Source organism: Bacillus cereus group sp. MG1, from assembly GCF_040460035.1.
Lineage (GTDB): Bacteria > Bacillota > Bacilli > Bacillales > Bacillaceae_G > Bacillus_A > Bacillus_A cereus.
Map to the genome: position 1 here is coordinate 442802 of NZ_JARVGY010000001.1, position 22541 is coordinate 465342.

The following is a 22541-nucleotide window of genomic DNA, read 5'->3' on the forward strand; positions in this document are numbered from 1 at the left end:
ATAGTATTTATAGTATAGATAGATTGAACAGTTGGAGGTGGAAAAATGTTTAAAGTACAAAGTATTATTACATCGTTTGGGGAAGAACGTTGGATGGTTTTACATAACAAGGGTGAACCAGTTATCCCAATCATGAAATTTATAAAACATAAGGATTCTTTAGGAAAAGCCCCTAATACACTTAAAACATACTGTTATCATTTGAAAATATTCTGGTGTTTTCTAAACGAAAAGAATAAAGATTACAGGGAAGTGGATATAAGTTTATTAACAGAATTTATTCATTGGTTAAGAAAATCAACAGATGATATAAATACTATCTATTTAAATGACACAAAGAAGTTAGCGTACGCTAAAAGAACTGAATCTTCCGTTAACTTAATCACTAATTGTGTTATCGAATTTTTGGACTACCAATGGCGTAGTGGTCAAATCTTATTTAATGTAAAATCCAAAGTTACAAAAGAAGTCCATAATACAAGGCGAAAGTTTCGTAAATTTTTAGATCATATAACACATACCCCAACAACCAAAATTAATATCTTAAAACTTAAGGAACCTAAAAGAAAAATAAAAACCATTACTACTAAGCAGGCCGAATTAATTCGTATAGCATGTAATAACATAAGAGATGAGTTAATAATTCGTATTTTATATGAAGGAGGATTAAGAGCCTCTGAGTTATTAAGTTTATGGATAGAGGACTTCAATATCAATGATGGTAGTATCACTGTTAGAGAATCTAAAACACAAGCTGGAGAAAAAAGAAAAGTATACCCAGCAGCATAGGAGAATGAGAAAATGAATATCGTAGCTATTAATTCCAATAAAATACAACGTAAAGTTATGAACGACCTTAAAGGTTATTGGGCTTTAGATGAATGGAAAATCGAAGAGTTTCCCCTGCCAGATAGAAGAGGAAAAATTAAAGAAACAAAAAAAATTGTTGATTTCAATAAAATTAGTAATGAATATATTAAACTTGAGATAAAGTACTATTCTTTTTATTCTTTAACTAATGAAATTTGGCTTTTATCCAGCTTTATGGAGAAGCATTTTTATAAAATGTACTTTCTTTCAAAATTTTTAGTCGAGAAATTCCCTCAAGTCACATCGATAATTGATATTCCTTACACTACATTATTAGATGAATACAAATTATATCTAACTGAAAATAATAAGCCGTTAAAATACCCCCATCATCGTGGAGGAGAATTTATTTCACCTTATCTTGGAGTATGTAAAAGTTTATATGATTTTTTCTCTAATTATTATGACGAACGACCTGAACATCAAAAAGATAAATGGAATATAAAAAGACTAGGGATTCCATATAATATGTCTCGAAGAGACAGATTTCTTAATTTCACCAGTATAAAATTTCCCTTTCGGGAATTAGTTAAAAAGTATGTAAATCAAACATTACTTATACACCAACAAATTACCTTTGCAACCGCCCAAAATATTTTAAAGAAAATGTATTTGTTTTTTGATTTCATTGTAGAAACGTATCCAAAGTGGATAGATTTACAAAATCTACAAAGACAGGACATTGAAGATTTTTTATTTTATGTTAGAAATCGTGAAATGGGAGGAAAGAGTTATACGAAAAATCGTGTTCCTAGTAATCGTCATGTAATAGAGTGCCTTTCAAATGTCAGAAGAATAATTGAATATATGCAAAGTTTTGAATGGAAAGAAGCACCTAAAACCCCTGTTAACAGATTAATATTTCCCGAAGACTTTCCTCGAAGAGAAAAGAAAAACTATCACGAACATGTTAAACATGTGCCAGATTTTATATGGGAGCAAGTGTTGGAAAATCTACATAATTTAGATTCGGAAATTGCACGATTAATAGTCATTATGGAAGCAACAGGATTTAGAGTCTCAGATGTATGTCAGCTACAATTAAATTGTCTAGCATATAAGCAAGATGGTTGGTGGTTGGTAGGAGATCAACGAAAAGTAAATGTAAAAGAACATATTGTTCCTATTTCAGAAGAAATTGTGGAAATCGTTAAAATACAACAAGAATATATTAACAATCATGAAAAGAAGCATAACAACTTACATCAATTTTTGTTCCCTGTTCTTACTGGAAAAAATAGAGGGATGGCCTTTTCACAAAAATCGGTTACCTATGCATTAAATCAACTAGCCGAAAAATATAAAATCCTTGATAAAAATGGAGAAATATTTCTATTTAAGAACCATGCTTTTCGACATAGATATGGGGTCAATCTAATTAATAATGGTATGAATATTCTTCATGTACAAAAGTTAATGGCACATACTAGTCCTGAAATGACATTAACTTATGCAAAAATTTCAGATAACACTCTTCGTAGGGAATGGGAAAAAGTTCAAAACTCAGTGCGTATTGACACAACTGGAGAATTAATACAAGCCAGTCTCCCTGAGCAGGCAGAAGAAAACGGCTTGGAACTAGAATGGATTCGCCATAACATGGACTCTATTCGTTTGGATCATGGATTATGCATAAAGAGTCCTAAGGTTAGCTGTGAATTCTTAGATTATTCGTTAGAAACCCCTTGTATTAAAAATAATTGTAGGAGTTTTCATGTAGATACAACATTTTTAGATTACTATAATGCGCAGATATCAAAGATGGAAGAAGATATTATAAAGTATCAAACTAACGGTCGTATTCGTTCTATTGAATTGATTCAACCAAAACTTAATAAGTATAAGGAAATTAGAGATTCATTGAAAAATGAAATTGGAATTTTCGGTATGCCGAAACATAAACGAGAATATATAGGAGAGGAAAGAAAAATTGATGGTTAACAAACATCCGAATACAACGGGGTTATTGAATCATGCCTCTAAAAAAAAGAGGGAAACACAATATAGAGTGAATGAAGTAATACAGTTAATGGTTAAAGAAGGACAAAAAATTAATTTTAATTCAGTTTCAGAAAAAGCACAGGTTTCAAAAGCATATTTATATAGAGAACCCTTAGTCAGAAAAACGATTGAAGACTTACGTCAACAGCAAGAAGGCATACATGATTTTAAGAATGTAAAAAGAAGGACATCGGATGCCTCTAAGGATGTAATCATAGAAACTTTAAAGAATAAGCTCAATCTTTTAAAACATAAGAACAAGCTATTAGAAAGTGAAAATGAGCACTTAAAAACACAACTGAAAAAAGATTTAGGAAAGGTTTATGAAAATTTATAAATATGGGATATCGTCCTATCAGTTTTAAAATAACACCCTTAATAAAGCAGGCTTTGAACATTTTTATTTTAAGAAATAGAATTTAAATCATAATGATACATATTAAAATCTTTTGCAAATACCTCTTGAACCAACTGAATTGTTTCTGCGTCATAAAAACTATCATAAGTAGGTAATCGTGGAAAAACAGGGGTTGTAATATCAGCGTCTGCATAAACTCCTTTGTAAATCATCTTACTCCCTTGATAATGCCATGATTTTGATAATAGATATAATGGTGATTTTTTTAATTTATATACCTCTTCTAGCTTCGAAATACCTGTGTTAAAATTTTCTAGATGGATATAGTTTGTAACAAATTCTTCTTCTCCTTGTATATATTGTTGTGTAAAGTGAGGATCTACTTGATCTAATTTTGTCATGTGTGCTTTTAAGTAATACAAAAATAGTTTAAAGGAAATGGGTTTATTGCAAGTTTCATCACCATACAGAAATTGCCGAATGGGTTTCCATACGGGATTCTCAATATTTGGTGGTGGGACCAGAGCAACAAAAGAACTTACTGCCCTTCTATAAGGATTTCTTACTAGTTTGTACGTCTTCTTCTCTTTAGTTTGTAATCCACTAGCTAATTGTGCTAAATAATGTGTAGAGTTCTTATATACTTCATACTCATAGTTGTGAATGAACGGGTTGTACTTTATCGCTTCTTTAAATAAATTAATTTGATAAAAAAACCAGTGGGCTAGCGAAGTACATCCGCTTTTTTGGCTCCAAAACAAGATGAGGGGAAAATCTTTATGAAAATGAGGGACACGCCCTTGCTTGTATATAAAATTATATAGTTCTATATGATCCATTTTGAACCTCCATTCTTATATAGCAAAACATGAAATATTTTTAATAAGCGATAACTAACTTTAGTCCACTAACACCAATAATGATAGCTAAAAATATTTGAAGAGGTTTAACAGGAATCTTAGTGGAGAATTTACTACCAAGTATGACACCTGGGATAGAACCAATGAGTAAGTGAATTAATAAAAGATAATCTACGTTTCCTAAATTCATATTTAGTATGCTTGCAACCGTCACTAATAAAAAAGCATGTGTAATATCTGTGCCTACTAATTCGGATGGTTTCAGTTGATATAAATATATCATTGCAATAGCAAATAAAGAGCCTGATCCAACGGAAGTAAGTCCCACGATAAAACCGAGTATTGCACCGATAAGAATTGTTAGATTCTTTTTTTTGACCATAGTCTGTTTTTGAAAAAAACTTTGTGTAGATTCATTATAGAAAAATGTTTTTATAAAAATAGAAATTGCCGCAATGATTAAAACATATCCTAATATATATTTTATAATTCCCTCTCGATTATCATGAAAAATTGGCAAGAAATGAATTATTATTACTGCGATAATTGCACTAGGCAAACTTCCAATAGCTAGATATTTTACTAGTTTAAAATTGATGGTTTTCTGTTTCCAGTGTTGGGATATTCCAAACATTTTAGTGATAGAATTATATACTAGATCCGTTCCAACAGCTACAGAAGGACTTATACCTAATGTTAGAAGAAATGGAGTCAGTAATGCGGCCCCGCCTATCCCTGTTACTCCAACCAATCCCCCTATGATGAAACCCATCATTATAATAGAAATGCTCATTATAATTCCCCTTCCATACCGCTGGCTTTTCATAGTGGTTATAGTTTTTAAAGAGACCCTATACATAGTGGGGTGATAGGTATATTAGTTAAAAATTAATTTCATTCTTCTTATATCCATATGCTTCAAAATCGTCAGTAAATATTTCTGAAACAAGATTTAGAGCTTCTTCATCATAAAAACTTCGATAGGTTGGTAATGAAGGGAAGTGTGGGTTTGTAATATCCTCATCTGCATAGTTTCCTTTATGAATCATTTGATGTGCCCTATGGTGATTGGAGTTTGTAAGGAGTGATATATCAGAAGAAAGTAATCCATAGTCTTTCTCCAGCTGCGGAATTATTGTATTAAAATTCTCTAGTTTTATATTTTGTTTGATGACCTTTTCTTCTCCCTCAATATATTGTTGTGAAAAATGTTGATCTAACTGAATGGATTTAGCCCCTTTTTCTTTTACATAATATAAAAATTGTTTAAATGAAATTCCTTTCGATTCATTTTTATCATTATAAAAATATTCTCTAATCTGTTCCCATTGTTTCGAGGCGTAAGGGTTGTCATAAAGTATTAAAAATGAGCTTACAGCTCTTTTATAAGGGTTGCGCACAAGTTTTATGGTATCCTTACTTAGTTCCAAGAGTTGCATTTCTAAATTTGTGTAGTAATCAACTTTATTTTTGTATATTTCAGATTCATAGTAATGAATGAACGGTGCATATTTCATTGCTTCCTCATATAACCCAATTTGGAAGAAAAACCAATTAGCCAGAGAAGTGCAACCACTTCTGTGACTCCAAAATAAAATTATGGGGAAATCTTTATGAAAATGTGGAATACGTTCGCCATATTCAATTAATCCTTTAATATTGTCCTTCATCAGCCAAACCCCTTCGTTATTCTGATATTTATTGAACACTTAAATACAACGGTAACTACTCATACCATTGTATTTAAACACCACTGTAAAGGTACTTAAGTTGGCATATAAAATCCCAGTGTATTAAAAATGCTTACATATGTATCTTAATTTTCCAGGTGTATCAAAATGTAATAATTGCTTAACAAACTTTAAAATATAGAAATCTATTATAAAGAGAATTATGTATGAAGATATGTGTACAACGATAGAGGCATTAATATCGTTACAATAATCGAAAAAAAGTCTTGATAAGATGGTCAAATGGAATCCGTTTGCTTCAATACCGAAGCAATACGAGGAAATACATAGAATGTTTGAGGAACAATATAAAGTACCTAAACCTTTTTTAACACAAGATACTATGGAACGAATAGAAAGAGCGTTAATGCAATCTTTTCACGAGGAAGAAGAAATACATATCTCATACTATCGTGATGGAATGGTGCAAGACATGTACATAAATGTATTACATATTGAACCGATGACGAAAACTATATATTGTACAGATGCCTTTGGTTTGAATACTAAGTTTAAGTTTGATGAATTGGTGAATATAAATTAAAAGAAGCCGCCCGACAGGACTGAAGTGCACCCCAATTGTTAGACACAGCCTAACAATTGGGGTGCACTTCACATATATAGGTGGCTTTTGTACGACAAAAAAAAGAGCTCTGCTATACAGCAGAGCAAAAGAAAAATATATAACCCTATAAAAATAATACAAATTATTGATACTTTCAAAAGACGAAATTTAAATTTCCATCACAATAATAGCTATGTTTAAGTATGAAACATTCTACCTTCACTATAGCTATGAATATTCTTATTTTAGAATTCCATAGTATCCAAATAGCTCTTTGAGAGATACCTCAATACCGAACTTCTTCAAAGAATCTTTTCTTTGTTCAAAGAGAAGTTCTAAAACTTTTTTCTTATCTTTGTCTCTTCCATAATGAATCAACCTATGACAGTTCGGACATATACTAACTATATTTCCAACAACATCTAAACTATTTTCAAAATCATGTTGCATTCTTAACGGTATTAGATGATGGGCCTCCATATAATTTTTTCGGCTGGCTTCCGATACAAATGTTTCATGTGTGTCATCTATTTCACATTTAAATTCTGCCTGTTTAATAGCTTGTTTAGCTTTTTTCGGATCACGAGGCCATACTTCCCTACCAGATTCCATTTTAGTTTTTTTTCGATTTTCCGGTTTCTCTTCTTCTGCAATCTTTACTTTACTAAAATCCGAATCAATATTAGCCTGATACATATCTTCCTCTTGCTCATCCTCAGAAAGAATAAAGCTCTCATTCAACGCTTTAATAATATTATCAATAGATTTATATTTTGCTAATTTTATTGAATCAATATATGAATATATAAATTTAAAAGATTAAAATAAAAATAAGTACACATGTTTTATTAGGAGGTATATGTATGTCCAACAGCACTTCATGGCTAGATGAAATTATAGCAATATTAACCGAACTAGATGGAGCAGGAACACTGAATCAAATTAAAACAAAGGTTATGGAGCGTAATAAAATTGACTTGAATAGATACCAACACGAACAGTCTATAGCTGCAAGAATTAGAAAGACCATTTATCAGGTAAACTATTATAAAAACGTTCAATGGCCGCTACTAAAACTAAATCTTCTAAATGAGCAGTTTTAAGGTTGTTTATTTTTAAAAACATCAAAAATGCCAAATCCCTTATATCACAAAGGATTTGGCATTTTTAAGTATCTAGAACACGCGCTAAATTTAAGGAGAAATTAACAGACATGAGTCCGGTATAATGCCGTGTCCACACCCAAGGATCGGTTACATAAAATAGCGTATCTAACCTGGGAAGTCTATTGGCCTTTTTCCCTTATAGTAACGCTCTCTTCTACTAAGACCTTTTCTTTCTAGGGCCTACAATTAATTTAATCGCTGTTCTTTCTTCATTATTGATAGAAATCTCTTGAAACGCTGGAACAAAAGCTAAGTCAATACCACTTGGAGCGACGAACCCTCTTGCAATCGCAATTGCTTTAATCGCTTGATTTATAGCTCCAGCCCCAATCGCTTGAATTTCCACATTACCACTTGTTCTTAGTACTCCTGCTATTGCACCTGCGACTGAATTTGGGCTTGATTTTGAAGATACCTTTAATATATTTTCCATGTAAGTTGCTCCCTCTATTATTTAATCTCTCTTTCGTTACAATTTTAAATATTTTAGCGTATCTTTAATTACTATTCACACCAAAAACAAACGATGCTTCATATGTATATTATTCTATATTTTCTGACTTTTTCCTGCTCAGCTACGCAAATAAAAAATAAACTGAATAACCTAATATAAATATAGCTAAATATTATAACTTCACCAAATGATAACATCCATACAGCTAAAGGTAATATTTCTGTTTTGTCAGACTAAATAAATATAGTAAAGTGAAATTTTAATGAGTGGGGGTTTAATTCATCCCCCACCTAACTTCTTTGCTTTCGCTGAATTTTGAGATGGGAGTCTTACTGCTCGGAAAATAGCGGGATAAACGTTTCCTCGTTACTTCAATCTATTTAGAAATTCCATTTATTTTTCTATCAAATTATAAACCTTATCATCTTCAAAAGGTGTTACAGGTAATACCCAAATACTACACTTCATCATTTGACCACTTTATATTCCAAATCTATTTCCTTTTATAGTACAAGCATACACGCCAATTGTGATTCATCTTCATAAACTACTATGTGGTTTAAATTTATTAAGAATAGGAGGTAATATTTTGGGTTCATACTATCATTCTTCAAACTCGTATAAAAAATGCTCATGCAAATCTTCTTCCAGTTCAAATAAAAAATGTTCATGTGACCATTCACATAAACGAAGCTGTCCTGCATACGGAACTTTTTGGCAAACTGAATTTATAACTGTTCCTTTTGGCGATCCTTTTCCATTTAATCACGTTGGACCTTTAGCAGGAGGTGTTTCCTTACTAAATCCTACTACTATACACTTTAGACAAGCTGGTGATTATAGAGTTTCGTTCATTTCCAGTATTAATACTACTTTAAATCCTGTATTTCCACATATCCCAGTCATAACTATATTTTTAAATAACAATCCACTTGCTAATAGTCAAGGTGACTTCGCTATTCAAATGAATACTTCATCAAATAACGAATGTCTTCAACTCGTTGGCGAAACAATTGTTACAGTGCCTGCTAATTCAACTCTTCAACTTAGAAATAATAGTGGTTTTAATCGTCAAAGTATTGTAACTTGTGACAATGGTATAAATTCAGTTGAATTAACAGTTACAAAACTAAGTTAAAATTATTTCTTCACATTCAGATGCTATTTCAGCATCTTTTTTTATTGAATAACAGTTTTTTCAACTTTTATTATCTCTCCCCACATAAAAAAGTGCAGAATTCTTTCTAACACAAGATTTCTGCACTTTTTATTATACTTATTTATTCTTCCTTATTTCTCTACATAAACCGACTTAACAATCGTACGATTATATGGTTTTCCTTCTTTATTCATCCCTTTTATATCCATCGTAACGTTGTATACTCCCGGTTGTTTTATATCTTTCAAAGCACCTGTAAATGTATTCGTATTAACATTTTGTAATTCATTAAATTCAGAGACTAACTTACCTTCTTTATTAACGACTCTTACTGTTATGGAAAGATCCCCTTTCATTTCAGGTGCTACAGGTGATTTTTTCAGTTTATACTCAGGTTTATTTATTTTAACTTTTGTAGGCATTCGAAGAACAAATGGTGCGTCATCCTTGTAATCGCTTACAACTAAATATGCATCTTTCGACTGCTTCGCCATCATTTTGATTTTCCATTCGCCTACTTCCAATTTATCAAACTTAAATGTTCTAATTGTCGCCCTATTAAAGAAAGATTCGCCTTCACCAGTAGTTATAGCGCTATCTTTATTTGCATAGATTTTTCCTTTTGGAGATACCATTTGTACTTCTACATCAGAAGAAGCAGTTAGTACAGAAACGATTCCTTCAGCCTTTTTATCAACAGAAATACTTTGCTCTATCCACTGATTTTGTGGTAATTCGCCTCCTAAAATATTTTGATTTGAAGTTGTATTTAATTGTTCTAGATCTTCATTTGAACTAGTGCTGGATGCTACTAAAGCTGGTAATCCCACATTTGTCGTACGTAAATATGGTTCAATTCGTGCAAAAACAGCTGATCCTTTTCTTATATTGTCATGATCAAATCTGGAATCTGTAAATAAATGTGTACCGTACGATAGCTTCGCACTCCATTCATTTACTAGTCCATCATTTGAACCGTACGATGATAAATATAACCCGCCCATAGATAATGCAGAAAATGTTGGCCCCCAGCTAGTTCCAGTAGCCGTATAGTAACGGTTTAATTTAGCTGCTGGGTTGTTATCTATTATTGAACGAAACTTTGCCATTTCACCTATTTGTAACGAATACGTACCATCATCTTTTTGACCTAATATAGAAGCAAGCCAACCTGCCCACCAACTATATGACAAATCTGCTAAATTTGAGCCGTGATGCGGTGTAGCAAGTGTAATAACATCTCCAACAAATCGATTCGCACCATATTCAACTAATGCGGCTTGTGTATCAATACCACCTTTACTATGCGCTACAATATTAACTTTTTTACCGAAATAATTATATATTTCTTCAAGTTTTTGTGCTAACAATTTTCCGTTATCCCACTGACTAGCCGAACCTTTCCCTGCAGCATCATACAATTGTATAAACACTGTTTGATAACCTGCTTTTAAAGCATAATCATACATATCATTTATATCATGATATACTGTCTTTCCATACCAACTATCAGCATTACCATTTCTTCCTTGTACAAAGAGAATTGGCGGTTTATTCTCATCATAATTAGCAGGTTTTTGGCCTAAAAACCATTCTCCAGGTGTGAATACTTCTGTATCAGGAAACCCCTTTCCAAGCTCTTTTACAACTTCTGCCTGTACATTTGTGCTAATCGTTGGAGCCATGATAAAAAATACAATTAGTAAGGCCACACATCTTCTCATCAGTCGCATATTACTCCCCCTATTTTTTTGAAAGAAGGTGTTCTTTATAATATTTTATATTTTCCCTTCCTTAATAATAGCTAATCTTTTATTTTTAGAAGGTTACTAGTTGTATACCCTCTTCCTTAACTCTCGTTATTCTCTTTGTTTCTACCTCTTCCTTTTGATAGAATACGACAAAAAAGTTTCTCAATAATTGTTAACTTCGCTACACCCAGATATTTTTTAAATCATTATTGTTTATATAAAGCATACAAATCTTGAAAAAATTTTAGTGAAAAAACATTTTATTACTAGTTAGTTATTTAAAAATATAATAAAGATATGTACTTTCTTTTCATTAAATACAAACTAATTTTAAAGGAGCTTGTATTATAAGACTTTCCTACGATTAAAAATTAAACTGAAATTTCCGAATAGAAAATCATATTTCCAGAAACATATATTATGATAATTTCCGCACACTTGAATTAACTTTTTAGAAGTACTAACCTATCGGTGAGCAGAAGAAAATTCTGTAAAAAGAAAGGAGAATACTTTATGATGACCAAATTACAAAAGGAGTTTTTTAAACGCTTAGAAATTCCTGCAAAAGAAATAACACTTGATGATTTAGATGAAATTCTCTTAAAAATGGGAATGATCCTCCCCTATGAAAATCTTGATATTATGGCTGGTACTATTAAAAATATCTCAAAAGATAACTTAATAGAAAAGTTACTTATTCAAAAACGAGGTGGACTTTGTTATGAATTAAACTCCCTATTGTATTATTTTTTAATTGATTGTGGGTTTCAAGTATACAAAGTAGCCGGTACTGTTTATGACCTTTACGATAATAAATGGAAACCCGATGATGGTCATGTCATTATCATATTAAGTCATGAGGATAAAGATTATGTTGTGGATGCAGGTTATGCATCTCATCTCCCTTTACATCCAGTCCCTTTTAACGGAGAAGTCATCTCCTCTCAAACAGGAGAATATCGAATTCGTAAGCGAAATACTCGAAAAGGTACGCATATTTTAGAAATGAGAAAAGGAGCTAACGGGGAATCTACAAGTTTCTTACAATCTGAACCTTCAAACGAATGGAAAATAGGCTATGCTTTCACTGTAGATCCAATAGATGAGAAAAAAGTGAATAAGATTCAAAAAGTGATTGTAGAGCATAAAGAATCTCCTTTTAATAAAGGAGCTATCACTTGTAAATTAACTACTTATGGTCACATATCATTAACAAATAAAAATTATACAGAAACCTTTAAAGGCACCAAAAATAAACGACCAATAGAATCTAAAGATTATGCTCGCATTCTTCGTGACTCTTTTGGAATAACGCAAGAGAAATATGTAGGAAAAACACTAGAAAGAGGCTAGTTGACTACAAGTATTTCATAATAAAGCAGATTCTATATTTAGAATTTGCTTTATTTTATATTTTGTTATAAATTAATTTAATTTTGTTGTTACCCTTTAATTTTCAATTATATACTCATCATCATATTTATCGTATTGTAGCCCTTTCCCTATCTTTGACTCCGTAACTTGATCTCTTAAAAACGGTGCAGCATCCATTTTACTAGTTGCAATTTCAATTCCATATTTTTTCGTTAAATGAGCTAACTCTATTAAAAACCACTCTCTTCGCAATGTAACTGGAATATCCAATGTTTTTCTTTTCATATATAATAGCACCTCTTTTATTTTCATAGCTTAAAAATATCACTGGATGCACTTATTAAAACTACCTTTCACCGCTAACATCCAATGAAACATTATAGTATATGCATGTCCATTTCAAACGTGCTATCACAAATATGACATTTAAGTTTACATAATTATATTATGTAATAGTAGGAAAGGAAGGCATGTCCCTTCCTCTTCTACTATAGATTTAAATTAAGAACATCTTGGTACACCTAAAGCTAAAAATAAACCTGCTACTCCCGCAGTAATCGGTACTTTTAACGTAATAACATCATCTACCTTCGTTACTAAAAAGTAAGCATTACCTTCTTGTAATATACAAGTTACCAACAATTGAAATTCCATTCAAATCTCCTCCTTTCAATTGATATACTATAATTTATGAAATCTCTTTCAAAAAGTAATAGGAAATATATCCATTTTTCCTTATATATAAAATAAATGTTTATGAGTCTATTAAAAATATTAATTTTCTAAATTTATACAAAACGTGTAATATCCAATAAATTCCTATATAATCAATAAGAAGAATCTTACAAATAGAGGTATGAAAATGTCGATTTTAAGTAATATTGGTGCAGCTTTATTTTTTATTGCTTTTATTCTTTTAATCTTATGTATCATTTCATTCTTTAAGAAAAATGGAAAAGCAAAACAATATGGACGTCCTACCGTTATTCTTTTTATGATTTCTATTATATTAATAACGGCCGGTACAACAAAATCGGAACACCCCGTCGTCGAGTTTTTTTCTACTTTAAGTTTCATTCTATTTATATTCTTCCTTGTTCTAGCAATCTTATCTGTTATTAAGAAAACAGGTGTAGCGAAAAAACAATTTATTATTACAGCTGTATTATTTGTCATTTTTGTTGTGTTATTAGGTATTTCAGCTCCTTCTTCTGAAAAAACGACAGCAACTAGTACAAAAGTTGCCTCTAATAATGAAGAGCCAAAAGATAGCGAACAGAAAAAAGAGCTAGAAAAGAAAGAGGCGGACGAAAAAACTCAAAAGCAAGAAGATGAGAAGCGTCTAGCCGAAGAACAAGCTCGTAAGCAAGAGGATGAAAAACGTCAGGCTGATGAACAAGCTCGTAAACAACAAGAAGAACAAAAACGTCAGGCTGATGAACAAGCTCGTAAACAACAAGAAGAACAAAAAGCACAGCAAGCTCAAACACAACCAGCTAATGGTAATACTGATAGTGCATACTACAAAAATTGTGCTGCAGTTAGAGCAGCTGGGAAAGCTCCTTTACATAAAGGGCAACCAGGTTATAGCTCTCATCTTGATCGTGATGGCGATGGAATTGCATGTGAAAAATAGTAATAAAAAAGAAGCTTTTACTAAGCTTCTTTTTTATTAACGTAAAATATTACCACTTATTACTTTCCCCCTTATTTTAATAACATTCTTCTTATTATTCTCAAAAACGACACAGAATAAGTGATTTCAATCACTACATAGATTTTAATTTATCGCTATTCTTAATTCAGATATTACATTAAAATTTTATGGAGGCATTCATATGGAACATACATTTACTGAAACTTCAATTGTTGGTGAGATTGTTACACAATTTCCGAAAGCTAGTGATCTTTTTAAATCATATAGAATAGATTTTTGTTGTGGCGGTAATAAGCCACTTATTGATGCAATTCATGAAAGAAATTTATCAGCTACTGAAGTGCTTACAGAGTTAAATACGCTTTATCATAATACGAAACGATTAAATGAATCGGAAATTGATTGGAAAAATGCTTCTTATCGTGAATTGATTGATTATGTCATAAATAAGCATCACCGCTATTTAAATGAAGAATTACCACAGTTAAGTCCATATGTGACAAAAGTATTACGTGTTCATGGGGCAAGTCAGCCTCATTTTGCTCAAATTCATGAGCTATTTCATGAACTTAGAATGGAATTAGAACAGCATTTAATTAAAGAAGAAATGGAAGATTTTCCATTAATTTTAGAATTTGAACAAAATCCAACTAATGAAAACTATGCTAAGTTACGTAAAGTAGTAAATGAACTAGAAAATGAGCACAATCATGCTGGAAATATTATAAAAGAACTTCGTAAAGTGACAAATGACTTTACTCCTCCAGAAGGTGCTTGCGGTACTTATCGACTTGTTTACCAACGCCTCGAAGCGCTAGAGTCTGATTTATTTGAGCATATTCATTTAGAAAATAATATTTTATTTCCGCGTGCCATTACGAAAGCATAAATCAAGTGCAGGACATGAGTGTAAATACTTATGGCCTGCTTTTTCGTTTCGCGAAAAATATTCACATCCCCTTCACATAAAACCGAATTTTAACAATTTGTGAATCATTATAAAGATGTGATAAATATCACATCTCCCCCTTATTTGATTTTCTATAATAAAAATATAATCCTTTGTTCAATATTTCACATAAAAAGGGGAAACGAAAATGAAAAAACGTTTAGTTATGATCGGAAATGGTATGGCTGGCATTCGCTGTATGGAAGAAATCTTAAAACATGATAGTGATTCATATGAGATTACTATTTTTGGAGATGAACCGCATCCAAACTACAACCGCATTATGCTCTCTCATGTTTTACAAGGCAAAACAAATATACAAGATATCATTATGAATGAATACAGTTGGTATGAAGAAAACGAAATAACTTTGTATACGAATGAAAGAGTTCAAAGTATTAACCGAGAAGAAAAAATTATTATTACAGAAAAGAAGCATACTCTTACATACGACAAGCTCATTATCGCAACAGGTTCTAGTGCTTTTATTTTACCTGTTGAAGGTTCCGCACTTTCTGGTGTAACAGGATTTCGAACTATTGAAGATACACAATTTATGATAGATACCGCTAAAGAAAAGAAAAAGGCCGTTGTCATTGGTGGCGGGTTACTCGGTTTAGAAGCCGCAAGAGGTCTAATTGATTTAGGAATGGACGTACATGTTGTTCATTTAATGCCTAGCTTAATGGAGCAACAACTAGATACGAAAGCAGCTGCTCTTCTGCGTGAAGATTTAGAAGCACAAGGCATGAAGTTTTTAATGGAAAAGAAAACTGTAAAAATTCTTGGTACAGACCATGTTGAGGGCATTCAATTTGAAGACGGTGAAGTTGTAGATTGTGATTTAATCGTAATGGCTGTCGGAATACGGCCAAATACGCAAATAGCAAAAGATGCTGGTCTAATTGTAAATCGCGGTATTGTAGTCAATGACTATATGCTAACAAATGATGAGTCCATTTATGCAGTTGGAGAATGTGCAGAGCATGACGGTATCGCATATGGACTTGTTGCTCCTCTTTATGAACAAGGTGCGATATTAGCAAAACATATAACAAATTTACAAACTGATGGATATTCGGGCAGTATCGTCGGTACACACTTAAAAGTTGCTGGTTGTGATTTATTCTCTGCTGGCCAAATTTATGAAGATGATCAAACGAAAGCAATATCCATCTTTAATGAATGTAAACGTTCCTATAAAAAAATATTAATTCGTGATAATAAAGTCGTCGGTATCGTTTTATACGGTGATACAGCTGACGGTACCCGCCTCTTTAGCATGTTAAAGAAAGAAGAAGATATACAAGAATATACACCAGCTTCCATTCTTCACAAAGCTGGTGAAGAATGTGAACTTGACGTTGCTACTATGAGTGCGGATGACACAATTTGCGGATGTAATGGTGTTACGAAAGGCACAATCGTTCACGCCATTTTAGAACAGGAGTTAAAGACTTTTGAAGAAGTTAAAGCCTGTACGAAAGCCGCAGGGTCTTGTGGTAAATGTCGTCCGCTTGTAGAACAAGTTTTATCTCATACACTTGGAGATGCTTTTGATGCTTCTGCACAGTCTACCGGTATGTGCGGATGTACACCTTTATCACGTGATGAAGTCGTAGCGGCCATTCATGAGAAAGGTTTAAAATCTCCAAAAGAAGTACGAAACGTTCTTGGTTTTGTACATGAAGATGGATGTTCGAAATGTCGTCCTGCTTTAAACTACTATTTACGTATGGCGATTCCAGAAGAATATGAAGATGATAAATCATCCCGTTTCGTGAATGAAAGAATGAATGGTAACATCCAGCACGATGGTACCTTCTCTGTTATTCCACGTATGTACGGAGGCGTTACAACAGCAGATGATTTAATGAAAATTGCTGAAGTTGCGAAAAAGTACGATGTTCCACTTGTGAAAATTACAGGTGCGAGCCGAATTGGCTTATACGGTGTTAAGAAACAAGATTTACCTAACGTATGGGCTGAATTAAATATGGCTTCTGGATATGCGTATTCAAAATCTCTTCGTAATGTAAAATCATGTGTTGGCTCTCGTTTCTGCCGTTTCGGTACGAAAGATTCATTAGGACTTGGTATGTTGCTTGAACAATCATTAGAAATGGTAGATACACCTCATAAAATAAAGATGGGTGTAACGGGCTGTCCGCGTAACTGTGCGGAAGTACTGACGAAAGATTTTGGCGTTGTTTGTGTCGAAAATGGATACCAACTTTATATTGGCGGAAATGGTGGTACGGAAGTACGCGAAGCTGATTTTGTAATGATTGTCCCTACTGAAGATGATGTCCTTCGCATCGCTACAGCTTACATGCAATATTATCGTGAAACTGGTATTTATGGAGAGCGTACTGCCTACTGGACAGAACGATTAGGCTTCGATCACATAAAGGAAATACTGCAAGATGCAAATATGGTCACTAAGTTAAATGAACGTTTCCAAAAAGCTCGTGGCACATATAAAGAAGCATGGGGACAAGCACTAGAAACGAAATCATTAAAAGCGATGTATGAAGTAGAAACTGTGAAATAAGGAGCTGTGATCTATATGATACAAACGAAAGAAAAAATAAAAGTTATGCGTGCAGAAGACCTTCCTATTCAAATCGGTAAAGAGGTACAAATGAAAGGTATGTCTATCGCCCTATTCCGCCTTTCAAATGGCGATATTCGAGCTGTAGAAAATCGTTGTTCTCATAAAAACGGGCCATTAGCGGAAGGTATTGTATCTGGAGAATTCGTCTTTTGTCCACTACATAATTGGAAAATTTCACTACTAACAGGTGAAGTTCAAAAACCTGATGATGGTTGTATTCAAACGTATGAAGTAGAAGTTATTGACGGGGATATTTATATATACATGTAATTTACAAAAGGAAGCCTCCCCTGGCTTCCTTTTAAATAAAAATAGACGAGGTGCGAATATGAACGGATATGTATATTTAGTTGGTGCAGGACCAGGTGATGAAGGGCTTATTACAAAAAAAGCGATGGAGTGCTTAAATCGTGCAGATATCGTCTTATATGACCGCTTATTAAACCCTTCCTTTCTTAATTATACAAAAGAAACATGTGAACTTATTTATTGCGGAAAAATGCCAAAGAATCATACTATGCGTCAAGAAATGATTAACGCACACCTCCTTCAATTTGCGAAAGAAGGAAAAATCGTAGTCCGCTTAAAAGGCGGAGATCCATCTATTTTTGGCCGTGTTGGTGAAGAAGCAGAAACTTTAGCATCAGCAAATATTCCATATGAAATTGTACCAGGTATTACATCTAGCATCGCCGCTAGTATCTATGCAGGTATTCCCCTCACCCACCGTGACTACAGTAATAGCGTCACTTTATTAACCGGACATGCAAAAGGTCCTTTAACCGACCATGGAAAATATAATTCATCTCACAATAGCGACACAATTGCCTACTACATGGGTATAGAAAACTTACCTACAATTTGTGAAAACTTACTACAAGCAGAAAAAAAAGAAGATACGCCAGTAGCAGTCATTGAATGGGGTACAACTGGTAAACAGCGCGTTGTCACAGGGACACTGTCTACCATTGTTTCTATTGTCAAAAACGAAAATATTTCTAATCCTTCTATGACAATTATTGGTGATGTCGTTTCCTTACGGGATCAGATCGCTTGGAAAGAACGTAAACCATTACACGAGAAAAAAGTTTTATTTGCATCTGCAACGAATAAAACAAGTTCAATGAAGCAAAAGTTACAAGAAGCCGGTGCAGAAATATATCAAATTCCTACTTTCAAAAAGGTAGAATACACATTAACACTTGAACAAATCAATGAAATTTTTAACGTTAATCGTCTTGTTTTTTGTTCAGCTGAAAGTGTAGAAATATTGATGCAATCATGTAGTAAACACCAAAAAGATATTCGTTCTTTACAAGCGCAACTACAACATATGAACGTTGCCACTCAAGAAAAACTTATGCAATATGGGCTACTAAGTAAACAAGCAGAGTTCTCTTCCAATACAACAGTTTATTTAGGACGAAACATTAACCGAATTGCTGTTATTCAAGAAAAAATTGGTGCTGGTTCCTATATGATGACTCATGAGTACACAATTGATCATCGCTTCGATGAAATTCATTCACGTATGCTTTCTGAATTCTCATGGGATAGCATTGTATTTGAAGGTCGTGCTTCTATTGATACGTTTCTAGCAGAAATAAAACGCCTTGGCTTTATCAATATTCTTACTCTCCCATTCTCGTATACCGACGTTCCAACTTTATACTATGCAAATAAAGTTGGGTTTCATAACGTAGATCATCAATTACAAGAAACTCTTATGAAGAAAGACATGGTGAGACAATGAAAGGAATTGTATATGTTGGACATGGGAGCCGGCTACAAGAAGGTAATGAACAATTCATTCAATTTATTCAATCTGTTATGAAAGAGCGAAACGAAAGAATTCAAAAAATAGCTTTTCTAGAACTAACGACACCTACTATTTCGGATGCAGTTACAGAAACGATAATAGAGGGAGTAACTGAAATAATGATTGTACCTGTTTTATTATTTGCAGCAGCTCACTACAAACGTGATGTTCCTTTTGAAATAGAACAACTACAAAAGAAATATCCACAAATAACATTTTCAGTTGTACCTCCTTTTAGTACACATCCACATATGGTGGAACTTGTAGTGAAAAGAATACGTGAAGCTATGCCAATGCAAAATAGTAGTATTTTACTCGTAGGACGAGGCAGTAGTGATACACAACCGATACATGAGTTACAACAAATCGGAGCAGCCATCGAACGAAAACTTGGTATGCCAGTATCCTGTTCCTTTTTAACGAAAGGAACTCCCTCTTTTGCTGTTGAGCTCAAGGATATAACATCGACTGCGTCCCATGTATATGTCATGCCATACCTTCTCTTTACCGGATTATTACTTCAAAAAATTGAATTGCATACAAAAAAATACAATCATGTTACGACTTGTAACTGTCTTCAGTTTGATACATATATGAAACTAACATTGTTAGAACGAATGGAGGAATGCATATATGTATAACATGTACCCTCTTATGTTTAATCTACAAAATAAAGTGGTTGTTATCATTGGTGGAGGTAAAATTGCATATCGAAAAGCGTCTGGATTAAAAGATACAGGCGCTTTCGTCACTGTTGTCAGCCCAGAAATTTGCGAGGAAATGAAGGAACTTTCTTATATTACTTGGAAGCAAAAAGCTTTTAGTAATGATGATATTAAAGATGCTCACCTTATTTATGCAGCTACAAATCAACACGCTGTAAATATGATGGTCAAACAGGCCGCTCATGATTTCCAGTGGGTTAACGTTGTAAGTGATGGTACAGAATCATCTTTTCACACACCTGGCGTTATAAGAAATAATGAATATGTTGTCACTATTTCAACTTCTGGTAAAGATCCATCATTTACGAAGCGTTTGAAGCAAGAACTAACATCTATATTGCCTAAACTTATAAAAAAGATTTCTCGTACACATAAATTGTAATCTATTTCTTAGTTAAAATAGTAATTACCTTTGGACAAACGTTTTTTAGGGGACGTTTGTTCTTTTTGTTGTAGTTCCGTTCTTTTATTTCACAAGCAATCTATGAAGAAAATAAATGGTGTTTGCAACTTGTAAACAAATAAATTTCATGACAAGTGTAACATTACGAGCAACTCTTTCTATTCAGTTTTTATATTGGATATTCATTCAACCAAATTAGCGCTTGTTCATAATCATCAAAAAACTCCACGGATTCTTTTGTATTGGATTGTTGCAAATACTTCAGTATCTCTCCTTCTTCAAGAAGAAATGCAATTGCCTTACTATGATTCAAAATGGTTTCATTGAAGAACTTATCTTTCCATACTTTTTGAACAGAAAAATGATTTGGGGTATACCCTTTTCTATCCACCAACAATTTGTATTTCCGACCCTCAGAAATAAATTGCTGACAAACCTGCTCAAAATCATTAAACCATTCATACACATCCTCTGTATTAATCTGGCCAATTAGATGGGTAACAATCAAATCTCCTGAAACTATTGTGCTGATATTCTGTTTACTCAACTTTTAATCATCTCCCTTAGTGGCAATTATGCATAAAATTCTTACTTGACACTCCCACCCCATCGCTATCACCCTAAGCTCATATAACTTTAATTATAAGCGAGATTGTGTCTTTTTTCGCAAGTCTATATGTAAATACTTTAAAGATTTCCTTAACTAATCTGCCCTTTAATTGAATAACTTTTGACATCTTCATTTTAAAAGCACATTCTTATAGAAAATAAGCGTTTATTGAGAGATCAATAAAAACATGTTGAAGCCTATTACTAAAAGAACCATCCCAAAATACTTTGGGATGGTTCTTTTTCCTTATTAATGATTCTTTAACATCACTAACAGCTTTTCTTGACTATACATCCACACTGTAATGATTAAACAAGCAAGTGCGACTTCTGATAATGCCATAAATCCAATTGCATAATGGCCTGTTAGTTGGAATAGTAATGTTAAAATTAGGGGCGGGAAGAACCCTCCTAGTCCACCTAAAGCTGAAACGAGTCCATTTACAATACCTGCTTGTTCTGAGAAGTACATTGGAACGAGTTTAAAGATTGTACCATTACCAATGCCTGCACAAAATGCGACTAGTAAGCAACCAAATGTATACACGTTCATACTAGGCATGAATGATAAAATAATACCTGAAAGTGTTAAACCGATAAATACGAAGATTAATATTTTAAATGGATTAAACTTATCGCCGAGCCAACCACCAATCGGACGCATAATTGTTGCGAGTACGATGAATCCTGCAGTTCGCATACCAGCATCTACTTTCTCTAATCCGAAGTGAGATACTAAAAAGTTTGGTAAGTATACTGTAAATGCGACAAATGATCCGAATGTTAAAAAGTAAAAGATACATAAAAACCAAAGTTTCTCATTTTTATATACACCTTTTATTTGTTCCATTAATGGTGTATTCACCTTTTTCTCCTTACGATCACCTAATAAAAAGTTCATAAGTGCAAATGCTGCAAGTAAAACTAAATAACATTGTACTGTCGTTCTCCAGCCAACTGAAGTTGCGATAACAGGCGCTAAAAATGAAGTAATTGCTGTTCCGGCGTTACCGACACCGTAAATACCATTTACAAAACCATGACTCTCTTTCGGAAAGTATTTTGGTAAAGAAGTTACTCCTACAGAGAATACAGCACCACCGATTCCTACAAATAATCCACCAATAATTAAATCCATCATAGAATTGGCAACACTAATATAAAAGACAGGAAGTAATAATAGAATAAAACTAATAAAGAATAATTTTCTTGCTCCGAAACGATTTGTCCAATAACCAATTGGAATGCGAAGAACAGAACCTAAAATAACGGGTACTGCTGTGACCATAGAAATTTGCCCCGCAGTTAATGGGATATCCACTTTAATATAAGGCATTAATGATGATAAAATGACCCATACCATAAAACCTATAATTAGATTAGAAGTTTGTAAACTTAATTGAAAATTAGGACTTTTCATCCTGTTCCCTCCTATGTATGCATAGTTATATTCATTCTCTCCAGCCTAATCACG

The 22541-nt window shown here is 33.0% G+C and carries 24 protein-coding genes; 14 read left to right on the forward strand and 10 right to left on the reverse strand.

Features of this window, described 5'->3' with window-relative positions; translation table 11 throughout:
• The first annotated feature begins 45 nt into the window (after nucleotides 1-45).
• The 3 genes from QCI79_RS02085 to QCI79_RS02095 are packed head-to-tail and all read left to right on the forward strand — an operon-like array spanning nucleotide 46 to nucleotide 3208.
• Nucleotides 46-789, forward strand: a complete 744-nt coding sequence (locus tag QCI79_RS02085) for a tyrosine-type recombinase/integrase (RefSeq protein ID WP_353842238.1) — start codon at nucleotides 46-48, stop codon at nucleotides 787-789.
• A 12-nt stretch (nucleotides 790-801) separates the two neighbouring features.
• The gene (locus tag QCI79_RS02090; RefSeq protein WP_021727860.1) at nucleotides 802-2811 is read left to right on the forward strand and encodes a tyrosine-type recombinase/integrase; all 2010 of its coding nucleotides are present in this window, start codon (nucleotides 802-804) and stop codon (nucleotides 2809-2811) included.
• Entirely contained in the window at nucleotides 2804-3208 is a 405-nt protein-coding gene (locus QCI79_RS02095; protein WP_021727859.1) for a DUF6262 family protein, read from the forward strand. Before QCI79_RS02090 ends, QCI79_RS02095 begins: the two co-directional genes overlap by 8 nt.
• 68 nt (nucleotides 3209-3276) lie before the next feature.
• Here QCI79_RS02095 and QCI79_RS02100 read toward each other — a convergent pair whose 3' ends face one another.
• The 3 genes from QCI79_RS02100 to QCI79_RS02110 form a co-directional block, all read right to left on the reverse strand.
• Nucleotides 3277-4068, reverse strand: coding sequence for a sulfotransferase family 2 domain-containing protein (locus tag QCI79_RS02100; protein WP_023901124.1), 792 nt, complete (start codon nucleotides 4066-4068; stop codon nucleotides 3277-3279).
• A 40-nt stretch (nucleotides 4069-4108) separates the two neighbouring features.
• A complete protein-coding gene (locus tag QCI79_RS02105) occupies nucleotides 4109-4882 on the reverse strand; it encodes a sulfite exporter TauE/SafE family protein (RefSeq protein ID WP_021727857.1) in 774 nt (257 codons plus the stop codon).
• An 88-nt stretch (nucleotides 4883-4970) separates the two neighbouring features.
• Nucleotides 4971-5759: a sulfotransferase family 2 domain-containing protein gene (locus QCI79_RS02110; protein WP_023901125.1), complete on the reverse strand. Its 789-nt coding sequence runs from the start codon at nucleotides 5757-5759 to the stop codon at nucleotides 4971-4973.
• A gap of 295 nt (nucleotides 5760-6054) precedes the next feature.
• Between QCI79_RS02110 and QCI79_RS02115 the strand changes: the two genes are divergently transcribed.
• Nucleotides 6055-6363, forward strand: a complete 309-nt coding sequence (locus QCI79_RS02115; protein WP_003284113.1) for a YolD-like family protein — start codon at nucleotides 6055-6057, stop codon at nucleotides 6361-6363.
• A gap of 261 nt (nucleotides 6364-6624) precedes the next feature.
• On the opposite strand, the gene QCI79_RS02120 is transcribed toward QCI79_RS02115, so the two are convergent.
• On the reverse strand, nucleotides 6625-7080 hold the full coding sequence (locus QCI79_RS02120) for an HNH endonuclease (protein WP_000283853.1): 456 nt from the start codon (nucleotides 7078-7080) through the stop codon (nucleotides 6625-6627).
• Between the two features lie 167 nt (nucleotides 7081-7247).
• On the opposite strand from QCI79_RS02120, the gene QCI79_RS02125 reads away from it, so the two are divergent.
• Nucleotides 7248-7487 carry a hypothetical protein gene (locus QCI79_RS02125; RefSeq protein WP_000071989.1) on the forward strand — a complete coding sequence of 80 codons (240 nt, stop codon included), beginning with the start codon at nucleotides 7248-7250 and terminating at the stop codon, nucleotides 7485-7487.
• Between the two features lie 220 nt (nucleotides 7488-7707).
• Here QCI79_RS02125 and QCI79_RS02130 read toward each other — a convergent pair whose 3' ends face one another.
• Nucleotides 7708-7983: a stage V sporulation protein S gene (locus QCI79_RS02130; RefSeq protein ID WP_000427801.1), complete on the reverse strand. Its 276-nt coding sequence runs from the start codon at nucleotides 7981-7983 to the stop codon at nucleotides 7708-7710.
• Nucleotides 7984-8593: 610 nt separating this feature from the next.
• Here QCI79_RS02130 and QCI79_RS02135 point away from each other — a divergent pair.
• The gene (locus tag QCI79_RS02135; RefSeq protein ID WP_000536153.1) at nucleotides 8594-9142 is read left to right on the forward strand and encodes a hypothetical protein; all 549 of its coding nucleotides are present in this window, start codon (nucleotides 8594-8596) and stop codon (nucleotides 9140-9142) included.
• Between the two features lie 152 nt (nucleotides 9143-9294).
• Here the strand turns inward: QCI79_RS02135 and QCI79_RS02140 are convergent, their stop codons facing one another.
• On the reverse strand, nucleotides 9295-10896 hold the full coding sequence (locus QCI79_RS02140; protein WP_021727820.1) for a lipase family alpha/beta hydrolase: 1602 nt from the start codon (nucleotides 10894-10896) through the stop codon (nucleotides 9295-9297).
• Between the two features lie 531 nt (nucleotides 10897-11427).
• Between QCI79_RS02140 and QCI79_RS02145 the strand changes: the two genes are divergently transcribed.
• A complete protein-coding gene (locus QCI79_RS02145) occupies nucleotides 11428-12267 on the forward strand; it encodes an arylamine N-acetyltransferase family protein (protein WP_000988430.1) in 840 nt (279 codons plus the stop codon).
• 96 nt (nucleotides 12268-12363) lie between these two features.
• On the opposite strand, the gene QCI79_RS02150 is transcribed toward QCI79_RS02145, so the two are convergent.
• Nucleotides 12364-12573, reverse strand: coding sequence for a hypothetical protein (locus QCI79_RS02150; RefSeq protein WP_000824207.1), 210 nt, complete (start codon nucleotides 12571-12573; stop codon nucleotides 12364-12366).
• A gap of 216 nt (nucleotides 12574-12789) precedes the next feature.
• A complete protein-coding gene (exsG, locus tag QCI79_RS02155) occupies nucleotides 12790-12942 on the reverse strand; it encodes an exosporium protein ExsG (RefSeq protein WP_000395679.1) in 153 nt (50 codons plus the stop codon).
• A gap of 208 nt (nucleotides 12943-13150) precedes the next feature.
• On the opposite strand from exsG, the gene QCI79_RS02160 reads away from it, so the two are divergent.
• The 7 genes from QCI79_RS02160 to QCI79_RS02190 all read left to right on the forward strand — a co-directional run bounded on the left by QCI79_RS02160 (nucleotide 13151) and on the right by QCI79_RS02190 (nucleotide 20437).
• Entirely contained in the window at nucleotides 13151-13924 is a 774-nt protein-coding gene (locus tag QCI79_RS02160; protein WP_021727821.1) for an excalibur calcium-binding domain-containing protein, read from the forward strand.
• A 202-nt stretch (nucleotides 13925-14126) separates the two neighbouring features.
• Entirely contained in the window at nucleotides 14127-14834 is a 708-nt protein-coding gene (ric, locus tag QCI79_RS02165; protein WP_000401358.1) for an iron-sulfur cluster repair di-iron protein, read from the forward strand.
• Between the two features lie 208 nt (nucleotides 14835-15042).
• The gene (nirB, locus tag QCI79_RS02170; RefSeq protein ID WP_000746917.1) at nucleotides 15043-17448 is read left to right on the forward strand and encodes an NADPH-nitrite reductase large subunit; all 2406 of its coding nucleotides are present in this window, start codon (nucleotides 15043-15045) and stop codon (nucleotides 17446-17448) included.
• Between the two features lie 15 nt (nucleotides 17449-17463).
• Nucleotides 17464-17781 carry a nitrite reductase small subunit NirD gene (gene nirD, locus QCI79_RS02175; RefSeq protein ID WP_000616694.1) on the forward strand — a complete coding sequence of 106 codons (318 nt, stop codon included), beginning with the start codon at nucleotides 17464-17466 and terminating at the stop codon, nucleotides 17779-17781.
• A 58-nt stretch (nucleotides 17782-17839) separates the two neighbouring features.
• Nucleotides 17840-19264 carry a uroporphyrin-III C-methyltransferase gene (locus QCI79_RS02180; RefSeq protein WP_001014978.1) on the forward strand — a complete coding sequence of 475 codons (1425 nt, stop codon included), beginning with the start codon at nucleotides 17840-17842 and terminating at the stop codon, nucleotides 19262-19264.
• Nucleotides 19261-19971, forward strand: coding sequence for a sirohydrochlorin chelatase (locus QCI79_RS02185; protein ID WP_000676479.1), 711 nt, complete (start codon nucleotides 19261-19263; stop codon nucleotides 19969-19971). Before QCI79_RS02180 ends, QCI79_RS02185 begins: the two co-directional genes overlap by 4 nt.
• The gene (locus QCI79_RS02190; RefSeq protein WP_000282595.1) at nucleotides 19964-20437 is read left to right on the forward strand and encodes a precorrin-2 dehydrogenase; all 474 of its coding nucleotides are present in this window, start codon (nucleotides 19964-19966) and stop codon (nucleotides 20435-20437) included. The genes QCI79_RS02185 and QCI79_RS02190 overlap by 8 nt, the downstream gene beginning before the upstream one ends.
• A 190-nt stretch (nucleotides 20438-20627) precedes the next feature.
• Here QCI79_RS02190 and QCI79_RS02195 read toward each other — a convergent pair whose 3' ends face one another.
• Together QCI79_RS02195 and narK are read right to left on the reverse strand one after the other, a co-directional pair.
• The gene (locus tag QCI79_RS02195) at nucleotides 20628-21005 is read right to left on the reverse strand and encodes an STAS/SEC14 domain-containing protein (RefSeq protein WP_000043362.1); all 378 of its coding nucleotides are present in this window, start codon (nucleotides 21003-21005) and stop codon (nucleotides 20628-20630) included.
• A 312-nt stretch (nucleotides 21006-21317) separates the two neighbouring features.
• Nucleotides 21318-22487, reverse strand: a complete 1170-nt coding sequence (gene narK / locus QCI79_RS02200; protein ID WP_000841857.1) for a nitrate transporter NarK — start codon at nucleotides 22485-22487, stop codon at nucleotides 21318-21320.
• Nucleotides 22488-22541 lie beyond the last annotated feature (54 nt).